The organism is Clostridium carboxidivorans P7 (assembly GCF_001038625.1).
Lineage (GTDB): Bacteria > Bacillota > Clostridia > Clostridiales > Clostridiaceae > Clostridium_AM > Clostridium_AM carboxidivorans.
In genome coordinates this window covers 2,383,940-2,405,602 of record NZ_CP011803.1, presented here as the reverse complement: position 1 = coordinate 2,405,602, position 21,663 = coordinate 2,383,940, and the positions used below count along the sequence as shown (strand labels likewise).

Annotated in this window: 21 protein-coding genes; 15 read left to right on the top strand and 6 right to left on the bottom strand. The window is 30.7% G+C overall.

The genetic code is table 11. The annotated features are described in order from the left end of the window. The first annotated feature begins 190 nt into the window (after positions 1–190). Genes Ccar_RS10390 through Ccar_RS10380 form a run of 3 tightly spaced genes read left to right on the top strand, consistent with a single transcriptional unit; the run spans position 191 to position 3,335 of the window. Positions 191–445: a (2Fe-2S) ferredoxin domain-containing protein gene (locus Ccar_RS10390; RefSeq protein ID WP_007059413.1), complete on the top strand. Its 255-nt coding sequence runs from the start codon at positions 191–193 to the stop codon at positions 443–445. Then, positions 442–2,163 (top strand): [Fe-Fe] hydrogenase large subunit C-terminal domain-containing protein, encoded by a 1,722-nt coding sequence (locus Ccar_RS10385; RefSeq protein WP_007059414.1) that lies wholly within the window; start codon positions 442–444, stop codon positions 2,161–2,163. The genes Ccar_RS10390 and Ccar_RS10385 overlap by 4 nt, the downstream gene beginning before the upstream one ends. Then, entirely contained in the window at positions 2,163–3,335 is a 1,173-nt protein-coding gene (locus Ccar_RS10380) for a SpoIIE family protein phosphatase (RefSeq protein ID WP_007064737.1), read from the top strand. The genes Ccar_RS10385 and Ccar_RS10380 overlap by 1 nt, the downstream gene beginning before the upstream one ends. 54 nt (positions 3,336–3,389) lie before the next feature. Here the strand turns inward: Ccar_RS10380 and Ccar_RS10375 are convergent, their stop codons facing one another. After that, positions 3,390–4,313, bottom strand: coding sequence for a carbon-nitrogen hydrolase family protein (locus Ccar_RS10375; protein ID WP_007059417.1), 924 nt, complete (start codon positions 4,311–4,313; stop codon positions 3,390–3,392). Between the two features lie 119 nt (positions 4,314–4,432). On the opposite strand from Ccar_RS10375, the gene Ccar_RS10370 reads away from it, so the two are divergent. Together Ccar_RS10370 and Ccar_RS10365 are read left to right on the top strand one after the other, a co-directional pair. Continuing rightward, positions 4,433–5,809 carry an aminotransferase-like domain-containing protein gene (locus Ccar_RS10370; RefSeq protein WP_007059418.1) on the top strand — a complete coding sequence of 459 codons (1,377 nt, stop codon included), beginning with the start codon at positions 4,433–4,435 and terminating at the stop codon, positions 5,807–5,809. Positions 5,810–5,874: 65 nt separating this feature from the next. Beyond that, the gene (locus Ccar_RS10365; protein WP_007059419.1) at positions 5,875–6,615 is read left to right on the top strand and encodes an MEDS domain-containing protein; all 741 of its coding nucleotides are present in this window, start codon (positions 5,875–5,877) and stop codon (positions 6,613–6,615) included. A gap of 114 nt (positions 6,616–6,729) precedes the next feature. Here the strand turns inward: Ccar_RS10365 and Ccar_RS10360 are convergent, their stop codons facing one another. Further along, a complete protein-coding gene (locus Ccar_RS10360; RefSeq protein WP_007059420.1) occupies positions 6,730–7,131 on the bottom strand; it encodes a pyridoxamine 5'-phosphate oxidase family protein in 402 nt (133 codons plus the stop codon). 256 nt (positions 7,132–7,387) lie between these two features. Here Ccar_RS10360 and Ccar_RS10355 point away from each other — a divergent pair, with 256 nt between their 5' ends. Beyond that, positions 7,388–7,726: a winged helix-turn-helix transcriptional regulator gene (locus Ccar_RS10355; protein WP_007059421.1), complete on the top strand. Its 339-nt coding sequence runs from the start codon at positions 7,388–7,390 to the stop codon at positions 7,724–7,726. Positions 7,727–7,759: 33 nt separating this feature from the next. On the opposite strand, the gene Ccar_RS10350 is transcribed toward Ccar_RS10355, so the two are convergent. Further along, positions 7,760–8,440 carry a YczE/YyaS/YitT family protein gene (locus tag Ccar_RS10350; RefSeq protein WP_007059422.1) on the bottom strand — a complete coding sequence of 227 codons (681 nt, stop codon included), beginning with the start codon at positions 8,438–8,440 and terminating at the stop codon, positions 7,760–7,762. A gap of 191 nt (positions 8,441–8,631) precedes the next feature. Between Ccar_RS10350 and Ccar_RS10345 the strand changes: the two genes are divergently transcribed. The 6 genes from Ccar_RS10345 (at position 8,632) to Ccar_RS10320 (ending at position 15,332) form a co-directional block, all read left to right on the top strand. After that, positions 8,632–9,054: a MarR family winged helix-turn-helix transcriptional regulator gene (locus Ccar_RS10345; protein WP_007059423.1), complete on the top strand. Its 423-nt coding sequence runs from the start codon at positions 8,632–8,634 to the stop codon at positions 9,052–9,054. Positions 9,055–9,109: 55 nt separating this feature from the next. Then, a complete protein-coding gene (locus Ccar_RS10340) occupies positions 9,110–10,009 on the top strand; it encodes an MBL fold metallo-hydrolase (RefSeq protein WP_007059424.1) in 900 nt (299 codons plus the stop codon). A 68-nt stretch (positions 10,010–10,077) separates the two neighbouring features. Then, entirely contained in the window at positions 10,078–11,085 is a 1,008-nt protein-coding gene (locus tag Ccar_RS10335) for an aldo/keto reductase (RefSeq protein ID WP_007059425.1), read from the top strand. Between the two features lie 307 nt (positions 11,086–11,392). After that, complete coding sequence (locus tag Ccar_RS10330; protein WP_007059426.1) at positions 11,393–12,331, top strand: AEC family transporter; 939 nt, start codon at positions 11,393–11,395, stop codon at positions 12,329–12,331. A 76-nt stretch (positions 12,332–12,407) separates the two neighbouring features. Next, positions 12,408–14,270, top strand: a complete 1,863-nt coding sequence (locus Ccar_RS10325) for a sigma-54-dependent Fis family transcriptional regulator (protein ID WP_007059427.1) — start codon at positions 12,408–12,410, stop codon at positions 14,268–14,270. 129 nt (positions 14,271–14,399) lie between these two features. Then, positions 14,400–15,332, top strand: coding sequence for an alpha/beta fold hydrolase (locus Ccar_RS10320; RefSeq protein ID WP_007059428.1), 933 nt, complete (start codon positions 14,400–14,402; stop codon positions 15,330–15,332). A 134-nt stretch (positions 15,333–15,466) separates the two neighbouring features. Here Ccar_RS10320 and Ccar_RS10315 read toward each other — a convergent pair whose 3' ends face one another. Further along, positions 15,467–15,643, bottom strand: a complete 177-nt coding sequence (locus tag Ccar_RS10315; RefSeq protein WP_007059429.1) for a 4Fe-4S binding protein — start codon at positions 15,641–15,643, stop codon at positions 15,467–15,469. A gap of 24 nt (positions 15,644–15,667) precedes the next feature. Next, positions 15,668–16,039, bottom strand: coding sequence for a pyridoxamine 5'-phosphate oxidase family protein (locus Ccar_RS10310; RefSeq protein WP_007059430.1), 372 nt, complete (start codon positions 16,037–16,039; stop codon positions 15,668–15,670). 207 nt (positions 16,040–16,246) lie between these two features. Here Ccar_RS10310 and Ccar_RS10305 point away from each other — a divergent pair, with 207 nt between their 5' ends. Together Ccar_RS10305 and Ccar_RS26325 are read left to right on the top strand one after the other, a co-directional pair. After that, entirely contained in the window at positions 16,247–16,750 is a 504-nt protein-coding gene (locus Ccar_RS10305; RefSeq protein WP_007059431.1) for an RrF2 family transcriptional regulator, read from the top strand. Between the two features lie 511 nt (positions 16,751–17,261). Next, positions 17,262–18,926, top strand: a complete 1,665-nt coding sequence (locus Ccar_RS26325; protein WP_007064736.1) for a sensor histidine kinase — start codon at positions 17,262–17,264, stop codon at positions 18,924–18,926. 113 nt (positions 18,927–19,039) lie between these two features. On the opposite strand, the gene Ccar_RS10295 is transcribed toward Ccar_RS26325, so the two are convergent. Beyond that, positions 19,040–20,476, bottom strand: coding sequence for an amino acid permease (locus Ccar_RS10295; protein ID WP_007064173.1), 1,437 nt, complete (start codon positions 20,474–20,476; stop codon positions 19,040–19,042). A gap of 340 nt (positions 20,477–20,816) precedes the next feature. On the opposite strand from Ccar_RS10295, the gene Ccar_RS10290 reads away from it, so the two are divergent. Further along, a complete protein-coding gene (locus tag Ccar_RS10290) occupies positions 20,817–21,659 on the top strand; it encodes a class I SAM-dependent methyltransferase (protein WP_007064172.1) in 843 nt (280 codons plus the stop codon). The last annotated feature ends 4 nt before the right edge of the window (positions 21,660–21,663 follow it).

Below are 21,663 nucleotides of genomic sequence, written 5' to 3'. Positions count from 1 at the left end.
AATTTTAACAGCTAATAGGGTTTTATATATAAATTAACATAGGATTTTTTTATTTTTTGTTGTAAAATTGTATTATAATATGATTAAAATTTAACGAAAAATACACCTGCATATGTAGTTGATAATTGACGAAAATTATAGTGTATAATATTTTCGACATTAAATTTTAAAATTTTTGGAGAGTGATATTGTGGTAACTATTAGTGTTTGTGTAGGAAGTGCTTGTCATTTAAAAGGATCTTATAAGGTTATAAATAGTTTGCAAAAATTAATTTCACAATATAAATTAGAAGCTTCAGTTGAATTAAAGGGAGCCTTTTGCCTTGGTCATTGTACGGAAGGGGTTTCAGTAAAAATTGATGAGGAAGAAAAAATATATTCAGTTAATGAAAAAAATGTGGAGCAGTTTTTTGATGAAGAAGTTATTAGGAGGACAAAACAATGAAATATATGAATTTTTCCAGCGCTAATTGTAAAAATTGCTACAAATGTTTACGATCATGTCCTGTGAAAGCTATAAAATTCAAAAATCAACAAGCAGAAATTGTAGAAGATAGATGTATTGCATGCAGTCACTGTATGGCAATATGTCCTCAAAAGGCAAGACATATAGTAAGTGATCTGGAAAGACTTAAAGAGGCTATAAATTCAGGAAAAAAGGTAATAGCAACTATTGCACCTTCCTTTGCAGGGGTTTTTGATGTAGACCCAGGCAGGTTTGTAAGTGTACTGAGAAAATTAGGCTTTTCTCATATAGAAGAAACTGCTTCAGGAGCAGATGTAGTTTCAGAGTTGTACAGGCAGTATATGAAAGAAGAAAAGTTGGACAACTATATATCAACAGCATGTCCTTCAGCTAACTATATAATTGAAAAGTACTTTCCACAATTGATTAAGTACATGATTCCAACAGTATCACCTATGATTGCACATGGAAAGGTATTAAGAAAGATTTATGGAGAAGACAGCTTCATAGTATTTATTGGACCTTGTATGGGGAAAAAAATAGAGTCTGAAAGCTTTATAAATAAGGATGTTTTAGATGCAGTAATAACCTTTGAAGAACTTACAGACTGGGTAGAAGGTTTAAATATGGATATACAGGGTTTAGAACCAGGTGAATTTGATAGAAATTCTTTTAAGGATGGAAGAAAATATCCGCTATTTAAAGGTATAGTGAGCTGTGTAAGTGATGTTATTCAGGAGAAAAAACTAGAGGTAATATCTATAAGTGGTACAGAAGAATGTATGGAGCTATTTAAGAGCATTGAAAAGGGAGAAGTTACTAATGCTTTTATTGAAGCTAGTGCTTGTAAGGGCAGCTGCATTGGTGGACCGGGTATGGTCAATAATGAAAAAGGTTATTACAAGAGAGTTCAAAAGGTTAAAAATTATATAAATAGAAATACCTCTATGGGTGAGCAAAAATTGGACATAGATGAAGATATAGACTTTTCCAGATCCTTTATAGATAAGAGTATTGAAAAAATTGCAGCTTCAGAAAAAGAAATAGAAAAGATAATGATGGAAATGGGAAAATACAGTGTTCAAGATGAATTGAATTGTGGAGTATGTGGCTACAATACCTGTAGGGAAAAGGCTCAAGCTATATTTGAAGGCATGGCAGAATCCAATATGTGTCTTCACTATATGAGAAATAGAGCTGAAAGTATAAGAAATGTTATATTTGAAAATATCGTAAACTGTATTATACTTCTAGATGGAGAAATGAGAATTAAAGATATTAATCCTGCTGCAGAAAATGCATTTACAGTTAAGGCTGAAAATGTAGTAAATAAGCCAATATCCTTGATTATGGACGATGAGGATTTTAGATGTGTAAAGGAAACGGGAAAAGACATATTAGGAAAAAAAGTATCCTTTCCAAATTATAATCTGGATTTCATAGAAACGGTGAGATATATTGAAAAGCAGGATATAGTGATGATAGCTTTGGTGAATATTACAGAAGAAGAAAAAAATAAGAGAAAGCTTGTGGAGCTTAAAGAAAATACTATAAATACAGCACAGGAAGTAATAGAAAAACAGATGCGTGTAGCACAGGAAATAGCAAGTTTACTAGGTGAGACTACAGCGGAAACTAAAATTGCATTGACTAAGTTGAAAAAAGTAGTAGAAGAAGAAAAAGGGTGTGATAGTTAATGGATTTTTTTATAGAAGTAGCTCACGGCACTTTAATAAAACATGGAGAAGAACTGCCAGGGGATATGGTGAATGTGGTAAGGTTAGAGGATTGTACAATAATAGTGCTGGCAGATGGTCTTGGAAGCGGTGTTAAGGCTAATATTTTGGCCACTTTAACCTCTAAAATTGCAGGTACTATGCTTAAAGAAGGTGCCAATATATATGAAACAGTAGATACCATAGCTAATACCCTTCCAGTATGTAAGGTTAGAAATATTGCATATTCTACTTTTACAATAATCAAGATTTATAATAATGGACAAGCATATATTGCAGAATATGATAATCCACCTTTTTTTGCTATGAGAAATGGCGAAAGCATGGAAATAAGTAAAAAGAAATCTATTATAAATGGTAAAGTTATAAAAGAAAGTAATTTAATTTTACAGGAAGATGATGTGCTTACTGTAGTAAGTGATGGAGTAATACATGCAGGACTTGGGGAAATACTAAACTTGGGCTGGCAGTGGAAGGATGTAGAAACTTATTTGAAAAAGAGAACTGGCAGCAATTTAAATGTACAAGTTGTAGCTAAAGATTTACTGGAAGCATGCTGGGATTTATACTGCCGCAAACCAGGGGATGATACTACTGTTGTTTCCATTAAGGTGAGAAAGCCATCTTTTGTGAATGTGTTTACAGGACCTCCTAAAGATAAGGAAATGGATAGTGTTGTCATAAAAAATTTTATGGATAGTCCAGGTAAAAAGGTCATATGTGGAGGAACTGCTGCTAACATTGCAGAAAGGGAACTTGGTGGAAAGCTTAAAGTTAATTTGGATTTTTTTAACAAGGATGTTCCCCCTACAGCTACCATGGAGGGAATAGATTTAATAACAGAAGGTGTTTTGACCTTAAGTATGGCTATAGAAAAAATAAAGAAATATTTGGACCCTTCTTCTGAAGATAGGGGATATATAGATTGTGATGGAAAGGATGGAGTATCTTCCTTAGTTAAAATTCTTATGGAAGATTGTACTCATTTAAATTTATGGATAGGAATGGCTGTAAATCCAGCACACCAAAATCCTGATTTCCCTGCAGATTTAAGCATAAAGCTGAAATTAGTAGGGGAATTGTATAATCAGATGAAAGCTTTAGGAAAAAAAGTGCATATAAATTATGTGTAAATAAAATAGTGAGGATGCATTAAATGAGGCTTAATGCATCCTGTTTCTACTATTTTAGTTTTCATGAATAATAAGTTCTAGAATATCTGGGCGTGAATAATGGCCTGTGCCATCAAATTCCATACGGCTAAGAGGAACTTGATCCATATCGATGTCTACATAAATAATTTCTTCTTTATCCCATACAGGGGCTTTAACGTAGTGTCCAAATGGGTCCACAATGCAGCTGCCCCCAGTAAGAACACCCTCTGGTAATTTTGCTATTTCATCTGGACAATGGAAGATATCAGGATACATATCTTTTGTTACATATTGATTTACATTGATTACATAACAATGTCCTTCTATTGCTATATGGCGTATTGTAGTTTGCCATTCTTCATTGTTATTTGTATTAGGAGCAAGATAAAGTGAGACTCCCTTCATATAAAGAGCTGCACGTGCCAAAGGCATATAATTTTCCCAACAAATCAAGCTGCCCATGTTTCCCCATGGAGTATCAATGACAGGAAAGGCACCTTCGTAACCATCTCCCCAAATGAAGCGTTCTGCACCAGTTGGCTTTAATTTGCGATGTTTGCTAACAAGTTTTCCTTCTGGTGAGAAAATCAGATTAGTGCAGTAAAGAGTGCAAGTATTGATATCTCTTTCTGTGATACCAATACTTACATAAACATTTGCCTCACCAGCTGCTTTGGCAATGCAGTCTGTATCAGCACTTGGTACAATGACAGAATTATCATAATAAACTTTCCAATCCTTTCTGCCTTCTTCAGTACGGCTGCCTACAGTAAATCCAAAGGTCATTCCATATGGATAACAAGGAATAAAAGATTCAGGAAAGACAATTAAATTGGCACCTTGTTTTCCAGCTTCAAGAATTTCCTGAACAACTTTATCAATAGTTGCATCTTTATTAAACATAACAGGTGATGCTTGTACAAGAGCAACTTTACAATTCTTTTCTAATTGTTTCATAACAATGCCTCCTCTGTATTTTTATACGATTTATATTTTGATTATATTATAGTATAATTGCAGTATCAATTGATAAAACTTCAATCTGTTATAGTACAAAATCAAGGAGGCTGTTTAAATTGCTAAAGTATCAGCTAATTGTTAAATATATTAAAAGTGAAATTTCAAACGGAAATTTAGAAGCAAAGAAAAAATTGCCTTCACTGAGAAGGGTATCTGAATTATTTCAGTGCAGTATTGGTACAGTTTTGAAAGCTTACACTGAACTTGAAAAGGAACATATAGTTTATTCTTTATCGAAAAGTGGGTATTATGTATTAGAAAGTGATCTTTCCAATAGCAATTCACAGGATAACCCTTTAATTGATTTCTCGTCAGGATCGCCAGATATTGAGTCTTTGCCTTATAAAAAATTTCAACATTGCTTGAATAATGCCATAGAACTTTATAAAGAAAATTTGTTTACATATTCTAATCCAAGGGGATTGAATTCATTGATACAGATTTTGACTAGTCATCTAGAGGAATATCAAGTGTTTACCAAGCCTGAAAATATTGTTATAACCACAGGTTCTCAACAAGCACTAAACATTTTAACAAATATGCCATTTCCCAATGGAAACTCTAAGGTTTTAGTGGAACAGCCAACTTACTATGGAATGATTAGAGCTCTGGAATTGAATAATATTCCCAGCGTGGGAATTGAAAGAGGTTTTAATGGTATAAATCTTGAAGAACTAGAAAAGCTGTTTAAATATGGTAACATTAAATTTTTTTATACCATTCCTAGATTTCACAATCCAACGGGAAATTCATATACTAGACAGGAAAAAGAGGCAATTGCAAAAATGGCTAAAAAATATAATGTATATATTCTTGAAGATGATATTATGGCCGATTTAGAAACAGACAAGAAATCTGATCCAATATTTGCTTATGACACTTCTTCAAAGGTAATTTATTTAAAAAGTTATTCTAAAGTTCTTATGCCTGGTTTAAGAATTGCAGCAACTATATTGCCTAAATTACTCATAAATACTTTTCTAGAATATAAAAAATGGTTAGATATGAATAGTCCAATATTGTCTCAAGGTGCTTTGGAAGTTTATTTAAAGAGCGGTATGCTTGACAAACACAGAAAGAAAATAAGCAAGTTGTATTCAGATAGAATGAGCTGTTTAAAAAATACTCTTTCATCACTTAAACAATCTAAAATAAAATACAATGTGCCTAAATCAGGATATTTTGCTTGTATTTATGTGGATAGTAAGCTGCAATATGACAAAATAATAAGTACATTATCCAATAAAAATATACAATTGTTGGATACAAGAACTTGTTTTTTAAGAGAATATAGAACTGATAATTATTTTAGAATTAGCATAAGTAAAACAAACGAGGAGAAAATTAAAAAAGGTATTCCCATAGTAATAGATACTATACAGAAACATTTAACTGATGACAATGACAATTTTGATTCTTATCCTAAAATATGAGCTGAAATATGTTAATATATATATAGTTATAAATAAACTAATATTTAACATAATGGGGGAAGATTATGAGGTTTATATGTGATAATTGTAATTTAGGTCATGAAGTAGAAGAATATAGAGAAAAATTAGAAACTGTAATGAATCAAAAAAAATACAGTTTATTAGATAATGAAGTTGTTAAGTTAAGCCAATTCCTTGATAATTTAATATATAAATGTGTTATTTGTGAAATGAGATTAAAGGAAATATCTAATTATCAAAGAAGTTTGAATAATATATTTGGAACACACTCAACTTTTTATTATTATGGAAATCAACATCTATTTATGAATATGTATTTTTATATACTTGAAGGTCTTAAAAATAATGAACTTATTTATCTTTTCATGGAAGAAAGTATTTATAAGGACTTATTAGAGTTTTTGAAAGGTAATAATGTTTTAATTGAACATGTTAAATTCAAAAATGTAAAAGAATTGATTAAAGGAAACAGAGAGTGTGGTTTGGATGGGTTAAAAAGAGAAATTCAAAAAATTGGTTTAAGTGGTGAGCTTGAAGAATATAGTGGAATAAGATGGATTGGACAACCATCATGTGCCATTAGAAATAATTCAGAAAGAGATTTTTTGGAGTTTGAAAAGAACCTAACTGAAGCTTTATGTAATGTAAATGCATCATTACTTTGTATATATGATGCCTATGATTATATGCATGAAAAACAGTTTATTAATGAAACTGTAATAAAAGAATCAATGGATACACATAACTATATTTTAAAAGATTTAGTTTTAAAAGCTATAAATTAAGTATTATGAGAGTTACACTAATCATCAGAATTTAAGAAAGTGGCTGTTGTACTAAGAATAAATACTACAATATATTGTATGTAAATTTCTTAATGCAACAGCCACTTTGCCAAATTAAAGAGTATATTCTGCAGGTGGATTACCAGAAAAATCAGCTATAACAGCTTTTGCATCTGCAAGATAGAATACTTCAAATATTGGATTATCAGCAGTTTGATACTGACCTTTTACAATAGGATTGTTCATGCAGCCTTCTTTTACAGACATATTGTTTTCAAATACAACCTTACCATTTAGACGAATCCATGCATAGGAAGGACTAGAAACAGAAATTTCAATGTAAGGGTTTTCCTTCATATCTTTATAAACATCTTTAGTATTATTAGTGCAGAACCACAGTTTACCATCCTTTTCAAAACAAAACATGAAAGGACGACACTTTGCCTTTCCATCACGGCCCACTGTTGCAAGATACTGCACTGGATTTTCACTTAAAAACTTTACTACTTCATTCATATTTAATATCTCCTCGTTATATTTCAGTTATTTATATAGGCATTACTAGTATTAACGTTAATAATTTTAAATTCATTGATTTTTGCCGGCTACAATTATATAATAAATTCAATAGTATACTTTTGCAAGTAAGCACTTTCAAGTAATATAAGTACCTGTAGGTAACTATTTAGTTATTACAAGGCTTTAAAACATAATTTATTATTAGTAGGTAGCAAGTAAAGCTGCCTAATATGAAAAAAGGAAGTGAAATTTTATGAAAAAAGAATTACCTGCTTGTCCTGTTGAAACTACTCTTTTACTCATTGGTGAAAAGTGGAAGGTGTTAATATTAAGAGACCTTATTGAAGGTACTAAACGTTTTGGTGAGTTAAAGAAATCAATAGGTACCATAAGTCAAAAGATGTTAACTCAGCAGTTAAGAGAGATGGAAGAGGATGGATTAGTTAGCCGAAAAGCTTATGCTGAAGTCCCACCAAGAGTTGAATATTCACTTACAGAAGACGGGTTTAGCCTAAAGCCTATACTTGACTCCATGTGGGCATGGGGTGAACAATATAAAGAAAAGCTAAAGTTAAAATCAGATTTATACTAAAAAATGAATTGAGAGGAGCTAAAAGCAATTAGATTATGCACTCTGATTGCTTTTGGAATCTTCATTTATACATATAGCATTTCTAGATTTAAAATATTCAAAAATAGCACTATATATCTTTGTGATATTTCCTACAAGTACAGCACAAATTATTGTCCCTTCACGTACTCCCTTTATACTCCCAAAAGTAAAAAGTGAAATTATTATTGCAATTATACATAGGGTGGAATCAAGGGCAATTTTTATATTTCCAAATTTTTTTCTGAATTTATTAGAAACAGCTTTTACCACACCTTCTCCTGGATTTATAATTACATTGGCAATAACCTGTAAATACACTCCTAAAGCAAGAAGAAAACAGCCAGAAAGTAAAACAAGTACTTTTACTAAATAATTAGTAGGAGCTACAAGGGCAAAAATGCTCATTCCTAAATCAACGAAAAAACCAAAAAATGGACCTACTAATAATTGAAGATATTGTTCTTTGGGAAAATCTTTTCTTAAAACAATTATTTCCACAAGAAAAAATAAAATGCTCAATAAAAAAGTAAATTGTCCAACAGTAAGCGGAAACATCATGGAAAGTACATAGGGCAAACTGTTAATGGGGGAGGTTCCTAAACCTGATTTTGAGGTTAAGCTTATTCCTAAACCCATAAAAAATAAACCAGATATGAATATAAAATATCTTATAATTATTTTAAACTTTAACATTAATAATGCCTCCTAATTAGAAAATTTTATTCTTAACAATAGTTTCATATGCAACTATTATTATAATGTTCTATTATGTTAGTGTCAATATTTAGTAGGGTATACTCCTATTATTAGGCTATTAATTGACATAAAAGTTTTGTTACTTTAAAATTATAGTTGCATACAAAACTGAAATTAGGAGAACTATTATGAAAAATTTATCAAAATATATTTCTGTGACACACAGGCGTTCACAAATATTTTATACAGAACAACTTGAAAAAATAGGAATTAGCAGTGGGCAATTTATGTATATAGTTTGTATTTGTAAAAATCCAGGTTACACCCAGGATGAATTATCTCAACAATTGGTTATAGATAAGAGTACTGTAGCAAAGGTTTTATCTCAGCTTGAAGCAAATGGCTTTATTACTAAAATTACAAATTCAAATGATAGGCGTGCATTTAATGTTTTTCCTACAGATAAGGCACTCACTATCTATCCCAAAATATTGGAAATAAAAGAACAGTGGCATCGTAAAATAACAGAAGGTTTAAGTGATATAGAGTGTGATGTTTTTCAAAAGTTAATGGAAAAGGTTATGGAAAATAGCATTAAAAATTGCAAATAAATAAAATTTGAGGTAATCTAACTATAACATTACTTGCTGCAAAGGAGAAATTTAATTGGAGATATTAAAAGTTAAAGGAAACACATACTGCATTGATACTGGAATGACTTACATACCCTTTTATAAAATTAATGATGAAGAAATTATTATGCTTGATACGGGTTGGAAAAATGGAGAACGTGAAGGTATAGAGGAAGTTTTGGAAAGAAATAATTTTAAGGTTAGAGCTATTTTAAACAGTCATGCTCATATAGATCATATTGGAAACAATACATATTTAAAAAATAAATACAATTGTATAATTGCTATGGCTGCTTATGAAGCCAATATTTGTAGTTCTGAGGTCAATCTTAAGGTTTTTTATGGAAGTCAAACCTTGAAGGAAGTAAAAGAACACTTTGGACATATGGTTTGTAAAACGGATATCAGCATAGCTGAAGATCAAGATAATGTATCAATATGTGGGGTTAATTTTAAAATTCTCCATACACCTGGCCATAGTCCTGCACATATATGTATTATAACACCTGATGATGTTGCATATATGGGGGATGCTCTTATAAGTTATGAAGTGATGAAGGGAGCAAAGATGCCCTATGCTTACATATTAAGTGAAGATATGAAAAGTAAGGCAAAGCTTTATGACTTAAATTACAGTAAATATGTGGTGGCACATAAAGGAATGTATGATGATATTAAAAAACTAATAAGCGATAACATTGATTTTTATGAAAGTAGAGCAATGAGAGTATATGAAGCAATAGATGAAGCTATGACTATAGAAGATATTATGAAGGTTGTCATTAAAAGATTTCATATCCGTATAAATGATGTATATAAATATTATGTTATAGAAAGAATGTTAAAATCTTATGTGGATTATTTATATGAAATAGAAAAGCTCAATTTAATTATGGAAGATGGATTTCTTAAGTATATCAAAAATGAAAACTAGAATTATTATATATTAGTTTTTTTTATTCATGTAAAATAGAAAAAACTTAAGTAGGGGGTAAAAATTAAATGGATAATGTAACATTAGGAAAAACAGGACTAGTTGTAAGTAAAAATGGATTTGGAGCACTTCCTATCCAGCGTATTACAAAGAAGGATGCTGTTTATTTACTGCAGAAAGCATTTTATAACGGCATCAATTATTTTGATACTGCCAGATGGTATTCAGATAGTGAGGAAAAGCTTGGTGCTGCTTTTTGCTACATCAGAGACAAGATCACTATTAGTACGAAGACAGGAGCTCAAACAGCAGAGGATTTTTGGAAGGATTTAAATCAGAGTCTTGAGAATCTACAGACAGATTACATAGATATATATCAGTTCCACAATCCAGCTTTTTGTCCGAAACCAGGTGATGAATCCGGACTTTATGATGCAATGCTAGAGGCAAAAAAACAAGGGAAAATAAGATTTATTGGAATTACAAATCATAGACTATCAGTAGCAAAGGAAGCTATAGAATCAAATTTATATGATACTTTACAATTTCCATTTTCTTATCTTGCAAGTGATGCAGACATAGAATTGGTGAAAGCTTGTAAGAAAAATAATATGGGTTTTATTGCAATGAAAGCTTTATCAGGAGGACTTATTACAGATTCTGCTACGGCTTATGCATATCTTGCACAATTTGATAATGTTGCACCAATATGGGGAATGCAGAGGGAAAGTGAACTGGACGAATTCTTGTCCTACAATGATACTCCTCCTGTTTTAACTGAAGATATGAAAAAGAAAATTGAACATGACAGAAAAGAGCTTGCTGGAGATTTCTGCCGTGGCTGCGGCTACTGCATGCCTTGTCCAGTTGGAATTGAAATCAATAACTGTGCAAGGATGAGCCTTCTTCTTCGTAGAGCTCCTCAGGAAATGAATCTTTCTAAAGAGTGGCAGGAAAAAATGAGAAAAATTGAAGATTGTCTTCACTGTAATCAATGCATGAGTAAATGTCCATATGGATTGAATACTCCAGAGCTTTTGAAAAAGAATTATGAGGATTATAAGACCTTCCTGTAAAACGAGGAATTTTAGTATTCAATACATTGAGAAGCAGCTTTTTTAATTTAATTTGTAGTTGATAAATTGTTATATATAGTAATACTGTGTTACTATATATAACAATTTTTATTTTTAAGTATTATAGGAGAGTTTTAATATTTTTACAAATACAATTCTGCGGCAGGAGCTATATATCATTGATTTTCACAATGTATAATACAAATACATAACAGCACAGAAGGCAAATATTTGTATGAAGATACAATTGGCATAGTTATTGCTCTGTTTTTTATAATGTATATTTTACAAAAGAGGAGGATATAAAATGGTAATTTTAAATGCCTTAGGCAGTGTTTTCAGCATTGTTTTAATGATTTCAGCAGGATTGATTTTATCTCATAAAGGATGGTTTGATGAAAAAATCTCTAAGGCTTTTTCAAAGTTAGTATGTAATTTGGCTATTCCTTGCCTTATGATTTCTCAGTTTAGTGAAAACTTTGATAAGGATAAATTGATTAGTTTAAGTAAAGGATTAATTGTTCCATTTACATCTATGGCACTTTGCTATTTGGTTGCTGTATTGGTTTCTAAGGTCATTAAAGTTAAAGAAGGGCGAATTGGCATTTTTAGATCAATGTTTTTTGTGTCTAATACAATGTTTATTGGCCTTCCAGTAAATATGGCCCTGTTTGGAGAAAAAAGTATACCTTATGTACTTCTATATTATATAGCTAATACTGCTTTCTTTTGGACTATTGGTGCATATGAAATTAGTAAAGATGGACAATCTGTTAAAGCTGATATTTTTTCTCTTGCTACAGTAAAGAGAATTATGTCCGTACCACTGATAAGCTTTATAATAGCAGCCGCTCTTGTGTTATTAAATGTTCATTTGCCTAAATTTATTTTAGATACCTGTAAATATTTTGGCAATTTAACAACACCTTTGGCCATGCTTTTTATAGGTATAACTATTTATTTTGCCAACTTAAAACAATTTAAATTCAGTCTTGACATGCTGGCAATATTTTTAGGAAGATTCCTTGTCTCACCTATGCTGGTTTATGTGTTGTGTATTTTTATACACATTCCTCTGCTTATGGAAAAAGTATTTGTAATTCAAGCTGCAATGCCAGTTATGACTAATACTGCTATAGTTTCAAAAAGCTATAATGCCGATTATGATTATGCTGCAATTAATACCATTATAACAACTATATCTAGTATACTGGTTATTCCCGTTTATATGTTATTGTTAAATTGATAATAGTTTTTTGCAAAATAATTATCTTTACTATAATATATTAATAATGATTTTGTTAATCCAGGAGGAAATACGTATGAAACCTATTCTTATAGTTGCTCCTAACAGCGACATTTTAAAAATATCTAAAAGAGTTGCTAAAAAATATAAAGAGGTTAGTGTTCAATTAGGATTAATAGATAAAGCTGTTGAAGTAGCAAAAAAAGCAGAGCATATGGGTGTGGAAGTTTTAATATCAAGGGGAATAACTGCTAAAATTTTAAAAGAAGAGGTTCCTTCTGTAGCTTTAGTTGAAATGATAGTTTCTTCCTATGATATATTTAGTACTATTGCTCTTGCTAAGAAATATGGAAAGAATATTGTTGTTTTAGGCTTTAAAAGTTTAGTAGAGGAAGTTCAGCAAATAGGGCCTATTTTAGATATAAACTTAAAAGCTTACCATATTGAACATGAAGAAGAAGGAGAGTCATATATTAAAAAAATAATTGCTTCAGGGGAGAAGATAGATTCTATCTTGGGAGGAACAGTAGCTGAAAATATAGCTTCTAAGTTTGGAATTCATACTGTGCATCTGGAGACAGGGGAAGCGGCAATAGAAAAAAGTATAAAGGAAGCAGTAAGAATACTTGAGGTTAGTCGAAAGGAAAAAGAAAAGGCTGAACAATTCAAGGCTATTTTGAATCACATTAATCAAGGTGTAATTTCCATAAATAAAGAAGGTAAAGTTACTACCTTCAATCCTGGAGCGGAGAAAATAACTGGTATTATTGAAAAAGATATTTTAGGAAAAGATATCATTAATTTTATGTCAAATACAAAGCTTATTGATGTAGTTAAAACAGGAATGCCAATACTAAGTCAATTACACAATATAGGTAAAACTGAAATACTTACCAATGATATTCCCATAATTGTAGATGATAAGGTAGTAGGTGCAGTATCTACTTTTGAAGCTGCTGCGAAAATTCAAGAATATGAACAAAAAATCCGCAGTAACCTTAGAGATAAGGGATATATAGCAAAATACAATCTTTCAGACATCATAGGTGAAAGTGAGATAATACAAAATATTAAAAAGAAATCTTTAAAATATGCTGTAACTGACAGTACAGTGTTAATTGTTGGTGAAAGTGGTACGGGTAAGGAAATGTTTGCTCAAGGGATACATTTATCTAGTAAGAGAAAAAATGGCCCCTTTGTAGCTTTAAACTGCGGTGCAATACCTGGAAACTTGATAGAAAGTGAACTATTTGGTTATGAAGAAGGCGCTTTTACTGGTGCAAGCAGGAAAGGTAAAATGGGATTATTTACTGAAGCCCATGGTGGAACCATATTTTTAGATGAAATTGGAGAGCTGCCCATTGAATTTCAAGCAAGACTACTGAGAGTCATTCAGGAAAGGGAGGTTAGACCATTAGGATCTAACAAAGTCATTCCCATTGATGTTCGTATAATTGCTGCTGCAAATAAAGATTTGCTTAAAGAAATTGAAAAGGGAAATTTTAGAAGTGACTTGTATTATCGTTTGAATATTTTAAGTATGAGAGTTCCTACATTGATGGAAAGAAGAGAGGATATAGGAATTATTTTTAAGCATTTTTTAAAACTCATGTGTTCCAGATTCAATAAGGTAGTTAAAATATCTGAAAAAGCAATAAATATATTAAAAGAATATAATTGGCCAGGTAATATAAGAGAACTGGAAAATATTACAGAGAGACTTGTGGTGCTTGCTGAAGATGAAATAACCGATGAATTAGTTAAAGAGGAGCTTGGAGATTTTATACATTATAAAGATGAAAAGGTAAGCTCTTTAGAATATTTAAAGCAAAATCAAATTTTAAAAGTTTTATCAGAATGTAAAGGAAATCAAACTTTAGCTGCACAGAAGCTTGGAATAAGCCGTACTCATCTATGGCGCCTTTTAAAAAAATATTAATTATGAACTATTGTCATTGAGCCAGTTAAAAATATGTATGTGTAAATACTTATAACATTGTAAACGATTGAATGTATAGGAAAAAGAAGGTATAATTAGTATGTAACTTTATTTAAGGGGAGGGTTATTATGTCATTTCAAGAAAAAAGTTTTAAATCATTTAATGAACAAGACACAGTGCAAGCATGGATTTATACTCCAATTCGTAAACCACGTGGAATTGTTCAACTTGTACATGGTTTTGGGGAACATTCACGTAGATATTTACATATGATATTAAAGCTGAATGAGGCAGGTTTTGTAGTTGCAGCAGATGATCATGTAGGACATGGAAAGACAGCCAGTGATTCAGGCAACTGGAGTGATTGGGGCGATAAAGGTTATATGACAATGACAGAAGATGAACATACTCTTCGTAAAATTGTACAAGAAGAATACCCTAATTTACCTTATTTCATGTATGGACACAGTATGGGGTCCATGATTGCTAGATGTTATGCTGCTGCTTATGGAAAAGGAATGGATGGTTTGATTTTATGCGGAACTTCAGGTGTGTTCCCAAATGTAGCTGAACTTGTACCTGTTTTGGAAAAAGAAATAGATGAAGGTAAGGGTAAAGAAATTGATCTTGCCTCTTTGGACAAGCTTTTGGGATGGATGACAAAGCGTTGTGAAAATGCTACTACAGCAAACGATTGGATTTGTGGTGACCCTGATGTGGTGGCAGACCATGCAAATGATCCATTCAATAACTTTAAAACACCACCTAATGTACGTTCATTGTACCATTTTGTTAAAATGATGGACAGTATTGTTGGAACACAGTGGGCAGAAAAAGTACCAACATCAATTCCTGTTTACAATATGGCTGGAGATCAAGATCCAGTTGGTCAGTATGGAGAAGGTGTTTATGCTGTATCCAATTGGCTTGCAGAAACAGGACATAAGGTAAAAACAAAAGTTTATCCTGGAAAACGACATGAAATCCATAACTATCGTGACATTAGGGATGAAGTTGAGGATGGAATGATAGATTTTATAAATAGTGTTATTGAGAAATAGTAGACAAAATGTTAGATATAAATGAAGAATGGTTACTTTCCAAAGGCAAAAAATAAAATATAAAATAATCTTAAATTAGATCTAAATAAAATTTAGATCTAATTTACATCACCTATGAGATCTATAGAAATTAGTTATTTTTCAGAAATACATTTTCTAGGACAAGCCAATTGGCAAGCTCCACAGTCAACACAAGCAGATTCAGTGATTATTCTTTTTCTATCTTTCTCCTCTGCGATAGACCCAACAATGCATACCCGCTCACAAGTTCCGCAACCTACACAATCTGATTTATTAATTCTTCTAGGCATAAGTCTCTCCTTACATGTAGAAAATTATAGTGTTTGTTTGCATGAAGTAACTGTGACTTCTAATGTTCTTGTAAGAAATGGGCACTTTTCTTTCATCATCTTGAAGTTATCTCCATCTTTTAGAAATTTAGCAGTTCCTTCAAGCAAAAATCCAGTTCCGGGATATTGGTAGCCCATTACCTCCTTACTACCAAGAGTTAATTTAACTTTAGGATTAGCATTAACATTTTCTTCTGTTTTAATCATAGCAGCTGCAGGAATTAAGATTTTATTTCCTTCTACAATAATTAAATAACTGTTCCATGTATTAACTACGTGAGCTTCATTATTTGAACAAGTTACAATAGAAACTACTCCTTCATGATTTAATACATCAAAAAATTTTTCTGTAAACATTCTATATTCCTTCTTTCTCGTAAATTATGGATAATTAATATCGTGGATAAATACTGTCTGTAATTATAATATGATTTTTTTCTTCTTTTGTCAATAAAAATAGTTTGTAAAAGAGTATATATTTAATTCTGTACGATTATCTTGAATGAGAATTAATAATAGGATATTATTAATAAAAGAACGATAATATATCAAAGGAGTGCGAAAATGAAATTTTCAGTAGGAGTAGAGTATGCAATTCATTGCTTGCTATATATGGTAAACTCAGAAGAAGGTAAATCTGTGGGAATAAGGGATTTAGCCACATTTCAAGGTATATCGGAGACTTATTTATCAAAAGTATATGCAAAATTAAGTAAGTCAGGAATTATAAAATCTATACCAGGTGTAAAAGGTGGTTATGCACTAGCTCGTAATGCAGAAGATATAACTTTTTGGAATATTGTTGAAGCAGTAGAAGGAAGTGAACCGTTTTTTCAATGTGCAGAAATTAGACAAAATAATATATTGTTAGACAAAGATAATTTACCTGATACACATACCAAATGTCCTTGTTTAATAAAAGTTGTAATGTTAGAAGCAGAAGATGAAATGAGAAAATATTTAAGTAATAAGACATTGGCATGGCTATATGATGAGGTATATAATAAAAAACTTCCTAAGGAAGTCAAAAATGCAACAATTCAATGGTTTAATAATAGAAAAAAGTAAGCGGTATACCTGTTACAGAGAAGAATATCATAAGTAACATAGATTTTATCTGAAACTGTTCATATGACTAGTTTTAATAAGAATTTAAGTATTCTAAATCTTATCATAATCTAGGTGAATTATAAAAATATGTTTATTTTTATAACATGTTGTAAAACCAATCTAATAATATAAACTATTGAAACACATTTTATAAGTGTATCTAGTATATCCAATACCACCCCCTAACTATGATGAAATATTCACCAATAGTCCTAGGGGAATAAAGTGGAAAAACCTCATTTAGAAATTCGCTGCGTTCATAAATATCCCTGGAGGACGTAAAAAATTGTTAATAGTCTTCCAAACAAGTGCAGCGAATTTTCCATTGACTCTTATAGTTTTTGTATAGAATTCTAACATATTCTCTGTAAAATATATTATTATTTTTATAACATATGGTAATATCGCAAATTAACATGTATAATTATTGTATAAATATATTTAATATGGAATAAGGTGGAATTTGGAAATGGAAATTGATAATTTTAAAGTATTGAAGCTTGTATCATTATGCAAGAAGAAGTCAAATTATAGTATTCCTAAAAATTATGAAAAAAAGCTTGCAGAAAAGGTTCTAATTTCTAATAATACAAGAGCAACAATTATATGTGTTGTTTTTACATTCTTAACTTTATTTCAGCTTATATTATTATATCGACCCAAACATCATCATTCCCATAACCTTTCTTTAGCCTATAGAAATCTTACTTTAATAAATATACTTATAGTAATTATATGTCTTCTATATTTAATTATAATTAATTCGGTAAGTCTGAAAGAACAAATTAGAAAGATAAAGCTTTATAAATTTTTTCTTGTAATTTTTATATTTACTATTCAATTTTTAAATACACTTACTTCAGTAAATGCTCAACTATATAAAGGAGATATTACAGCCTTCATTGCAACCATGCTTATATTGTCCATCATTTCAATATTAGAACCCTATAAAAATATATTGATTTCTTTTACTAATTTTGCTTTGTTAATTATTGGATTATACCTTTTAAATGTCCCCAATTCCAAATTGCATCCTCAAACTTATAATGCATTTTTGGTAATGATATTTGCCATATTATTATCTATAATAAATTATTATAACTTTGCAAAAAGTTTTATTCAAAAAAGTGAAATCTTAAATAAAGCAGAGGAACTTGAAATTTATAAAAATCACTTAGAAGAGCTTATTGAAGAAAGAACAGCAGATTTAGTACAAGCTAATGCAAATCTTTTAGCAGAAACACATATTCGTCATAAGGCAGAACTTGAAGCTATACAATCAAATATAAAATATGAGGAAAAGAAACGTCTATTAAATAAAGCTGTGGAATATGAAAAACTACGTACAGAATTTTTTGCAAATATTTCTCATGAACTAAGGACACCCTTAAATGTAATTTTTTGTGCTGAGCAAATGCTAGATATTATTTTTAAACGCATTGGCCTTGATAATGATAACCAATTTAAAACTGATAAATATTTACACACTATAAAACAAAATTCCTATAGATTACTTAGATTGATTAATAACTTAATTGATATAACAAAAATGGATGCTGGATATTTTGAAATTACTTTATCTAATAATGACATTGTAAAAATCACTGAAGATATTACACTTTCTGTTGTTGAATATGTTGAAAATAAAAATATAAGGCTAATTTTTGATACTGAAGTAGAAGAAAAAATTATTGCCTGTGATCCTGATAAAATTGAAAGAATAATGCTTAATTTACTTTCAAATGCAGTTAAGTTTACTCCTAAAAATGGAACTATATATGTAAATATTTACGATTCTACTGATAAAGTAATAATTTCTATTAAAGATACAGGTATTGGAATAGATAAGAGTATGCAAAAACTTATTTTTGATAAATTTGTTCAAGTGGATAAATCTATTTCAAGAAGAACTGAAGGCAGCGGTATAGGATTATCCCTTGTAAAGTCACTTGTTGAAATGCACAATGGACAAATATCTGTTGTAAGTGAGCTAGGTGAAGGTAGTGAATTTATAATAGAACTTCCAAATGTACAAGCCAAAACTGATAATACAAAAATAGAAGAGTCTAATGCCTGCAAGAAAAGCAAAAATATTGAAATGATAAATTTAGAGTTTTCAGATATATATTTTTAACCTGCAGTCATTAAATTATACTTGAATATTGTACCGTAATTATGTAAAAATATATATTTCGTAAATAATAAAGAGGGAGAAGTCTCAGCTGATAGGGATTCTCCTTCTTATATTTATTTATCTTTCTTTTTATTTTTTCTTGCTAATTCCTTGGAGAATTCTGTTGTAAATCTACCATGATGCTTTCTAATATCAATACTTCTATCAGTGGTGTCCTTTACTTCAGCTTTGCTGAAAAATTTTATTACTATATAAATTAATGAAAAAAATGCCACCATTACAATTCCAGCTATAAGTCCTGCTTCTTGGCCAGGGATAAAGGGCATGCTGAATATAACAACAACCATACCTATTAAAGTAAACCAGGAGCCATAAGGAAATCCAGGCATTTGGCATTTCCCATTTGGGGGACATCCACACATTTTACGAAATCTTATATGGCTAGCTAGAATTACTACATAGGTAGATAGTAGTGCAAATCCACTGGCACTTATTAGGAATAAATACACTCTTGGAAATAGAAATCCAAACCATAATGTTAATAGCATAACAAATCCAGAAAACAACATTCCACGGTAAGGTATATCTTTTTTGTCCTTCAACCATGTTGGTGCATGACCTTCATCTGCAATTGACCGCATCATTCTTCCAATTCCAAACATGGATGCTAGAGAGGCAGACAGTATGGCTGTCATAAGTACCAAGTTCATAACAGTACTAGCCCATCCCATTCCCCATCTATTAAGAGCTTCTACCATAGGACTTATATTTTCATTTAGTGCAGATGTTGGAACTAAAGGAAGCAGTGCAATAGCGGAAAGTATATATAATCCTACAAGACCGAAGACAGTATTTCTAATTGCTTTAGGAATTGTTTCTTCAGGGTTAGAGGTTTCAGAAGCGGCTAATCCAATTATTTCAAAACCTGCATAGGCAAACATAACTATAAGCATACTTCCTGCAATTCCCTTTATCCCTCCTGGCATAAATGATTCTCTTGCAAGTTCGCCAATCCCAACTGATGATATTCCAGGGAATGCTCCTATAATGAGTAAAGCTGATATAACAATGAAGAAGACTATAGCTACCAACTTCACAGCAGAAAGACTACCTGCCAATTTGCTTATCATTCTTGCTCCTAGTAAATTGAGTAAAGTAATAATTATTATTATCAAACTTCCCATTAAGGCAATAGACATTTTAGGAAACCAATTACGTATCAAGATTGAAACAGCAGTAGCTTCACTGGACATTGACAGAATCATTCCAAGCCAATATACCCAACCAACAACAAATCCAGTTCCTGGACCAAAGTAATGTGCTGCAAAGGCACGAAATGAACCAGAATGAGGATTTGCCACAGTCATTTCTGATAGAGCATATAGTATAAAATAAACCAATATTCCTCCCAATATGTAAGATATTATAACAGAGGGTCCAGCAGCATTAATAGCTACAGCTGTACCCAGAAAAAATGAACCTCCTATAACAGAACCTAATGCCATCATTGTAAGATGTCCTGAAGACAATCCTTGATTCTTTTTTACCATAATATTATCCTCCTATACTGTACCTTCTAAATAACTGATAATATTATTCCTCAAATGTAAAAATGCATGCTTACAAAATTAGATAAAAGAAGTTTGTTACATTAAGAGTAAATATTGCAATGCCAATTATGGTTTGGTTATATCAAATATAAGGTATACTAATTAAGTTACAACCAAAAATATATGGATAATATGGTACAATATTCATAATAATTAAATATAAAAATCCTTATGAGGCATTGATACATTATAGTAAATGACTATGATCTTGGAAATTTCAAAGGTTGTAAGTTATGCTTTAACATATGAAATCAAATAAAATTTAAGGAGTAATTCAGTTATGATTGATGAAAATATAATTAATCAAATAAAAGAATTTAGTAAGAAACCATCTTTATTTAATAAGAAATGCGGAAATATATGGACTGAAGAATATATTGCCAATCAGATGCTTAAAGCACATATTGATCCAAATTTTGATGGAGCATCACGAAGAGCTGTCATCATTAACAAAACGATAGATTTCCTTACCAGGAATGTTCTCAAAGAAAACAGTTCAATATTAGATTTAGGATGTGGCCCAGGGTTATATGATGAAAAGTTATGTCAGAGAGGATATAAAGTAACAGGCATAGATTTTTCAATAAATTCAATAAATTATGCTAAAAATAGTGCAGAAAAACAGGGACTTAATATAAAGTATAAGTGCAATAACTTTTTTGAGCTTAATTACTCAGAAGAATTTGATACTGTTATGCAGATATATGGAGAGATAAATACTTTTTCAGATAGTGAAAGAAGTAAATTTTTTAATATAGTTAAGAATTCTTTAAAGCCTAATGGTTTGTTTATATTTGATGTTTCTACACCTACATTAAGAAAAAAATGTGGACTGAAGAAAAACTGGTATGTTGGGAACAGTGGATTTTGGAGAGATAAGATACATCTAGTTTTAGAAAATGGGTTCCAATATGACAACGACATTTGGCTTGATCAATATATAGTTGCAGACAATAATGGAGTTCAAGTATATAGAAATTGGTTTCATGATTATACTGTTAAAACGATTAGTGAGATAATTCAAAATAGTGGATTTAAGATTATTAATATATTGGGTAATCTTACTGGTGAAATTTTAAAAGAAGATAGTGAATGGATTGCTATTATTGCCCAAAAGAAGTAGCAAA

Coding starts and splice junctions, on each gene's coding strand:
- Ccar_RS10330 (WP_007059426.1), top strand. CDS start 11,393: ATGGTAATTTTAAATGCCTTAGGCAGTGTTTTCAGCATTGTTTTAATG.
- Ccar_RS10385 (WP_007059414.1), top strand. CDS start 442: ATGAAATATATGAATTTTTCCAGCGCTAATTGTAAAAATTGCTACAAA.
- Ccar_RS10350 (WP_007059422.1), bottom strand. CDS start 8,440: ATGTTAAAGTTTAAAATAATTATAAGATATTTTATATTCATATCTGGT.
- Ccar_RS10320 (WP_007059428.1), top strand. CDS start 14,400: ATGTCATTTCAAGAAAAAAGTTTTAAATCATTTAATGAACAAGACACA.
- Ccar_RS10380 (WP_007064737.1), top strand. CDS start 2,163: ATGGATTTTTTTATAGAAGTAGCTCACGGCACTTTAATAAAACATGGA.
- Ccar_RS26325 (WP_007064736.1), top strand. CDS start 17,262: ATGGAAATTGATAATTTTAAAGTATTGAAGCTTGTATCATTATGCAAG.
- Ccar_RS10325 (WP_007059427.1), top strand. CDS start 12,408: ATGAAACCTATTCTTATAGTTGCTCCTAACAGCGACATTTTAAAAATA.
- Ccar_RS10315 (WP_007059429.1), bottom strand. CDS start 15,643: ATGCCTAGAAGAATTAATAAATCAGATTGTGTAGGTTGCGGAACTTGT.
- Ccar_RS10355 (WP_007059421.1), top strand. CDS start 7,388: ATGAAAAAAGAATTACCTGCTTGTCCTGTTGAAACTACTCTTTTACTC.
- Ccar_RS10365 (WP_007059419.1), top strand. CDS start 5,875: ATGAGGTTTATATGTGATAATTGTAATTTAGGTCATGAAGTAGAAGAA.
- Ccar_RS10290 (WP_007064172.1), top strand. CDS start 20,817: ATGATTGATGAAAATATAATTAATCAAATAAAAGAATTTAGTAAGAAA.
- Ccar_RS10360 (WP_007059420.1), bottom strand. CDS start 7,131: ATGAATGAAGTAGTAAAGTTTTTAAGTGAAAATCCAGTGCAGTATCTT.
- Ccar_RS10310 (WP_007059430.1), bottom strand. CDS start 16,039: ATGTTTACAGAAAAATTTTTTGATGTATTAAATCATGAAGGAGTAGTT.
- Ccar_RS10375 (WP_007059417.1), bottom strand. CDS start 4,313: ATGAAACAATTAGAAAAGAATTGTAAAGTTGCTCTTGTACAAGCATCA.
- Ccar_RS10345 (WP_007059423.1), top strand. CDS start 8,632: ATGAAAAATTTATCAAAATATATTTCTGTGACACACAGGCGTTCACAA.
- Ccar_RS10295 (WP_007064173.1), bottom strand. CDS start 20,476: ATGGTAAAAAAGAATCAAGGATTGTCTTCAGGACATCTTACAATGATG.
- Ccar_RS10305 (WP_007059431.1), top strand. CDS start 16,247: ATGAAATTTTCAGTAGGAGTAGAGTATGCAATTCATTGCTTGCTATAT.
- Ccar_RS10335 (WP_007059425.1), top strand. CDS start 10,078: ATGGATAATGTAACATTAGGAAAAACAGGACTAGTTGTAAGTAAAAAT.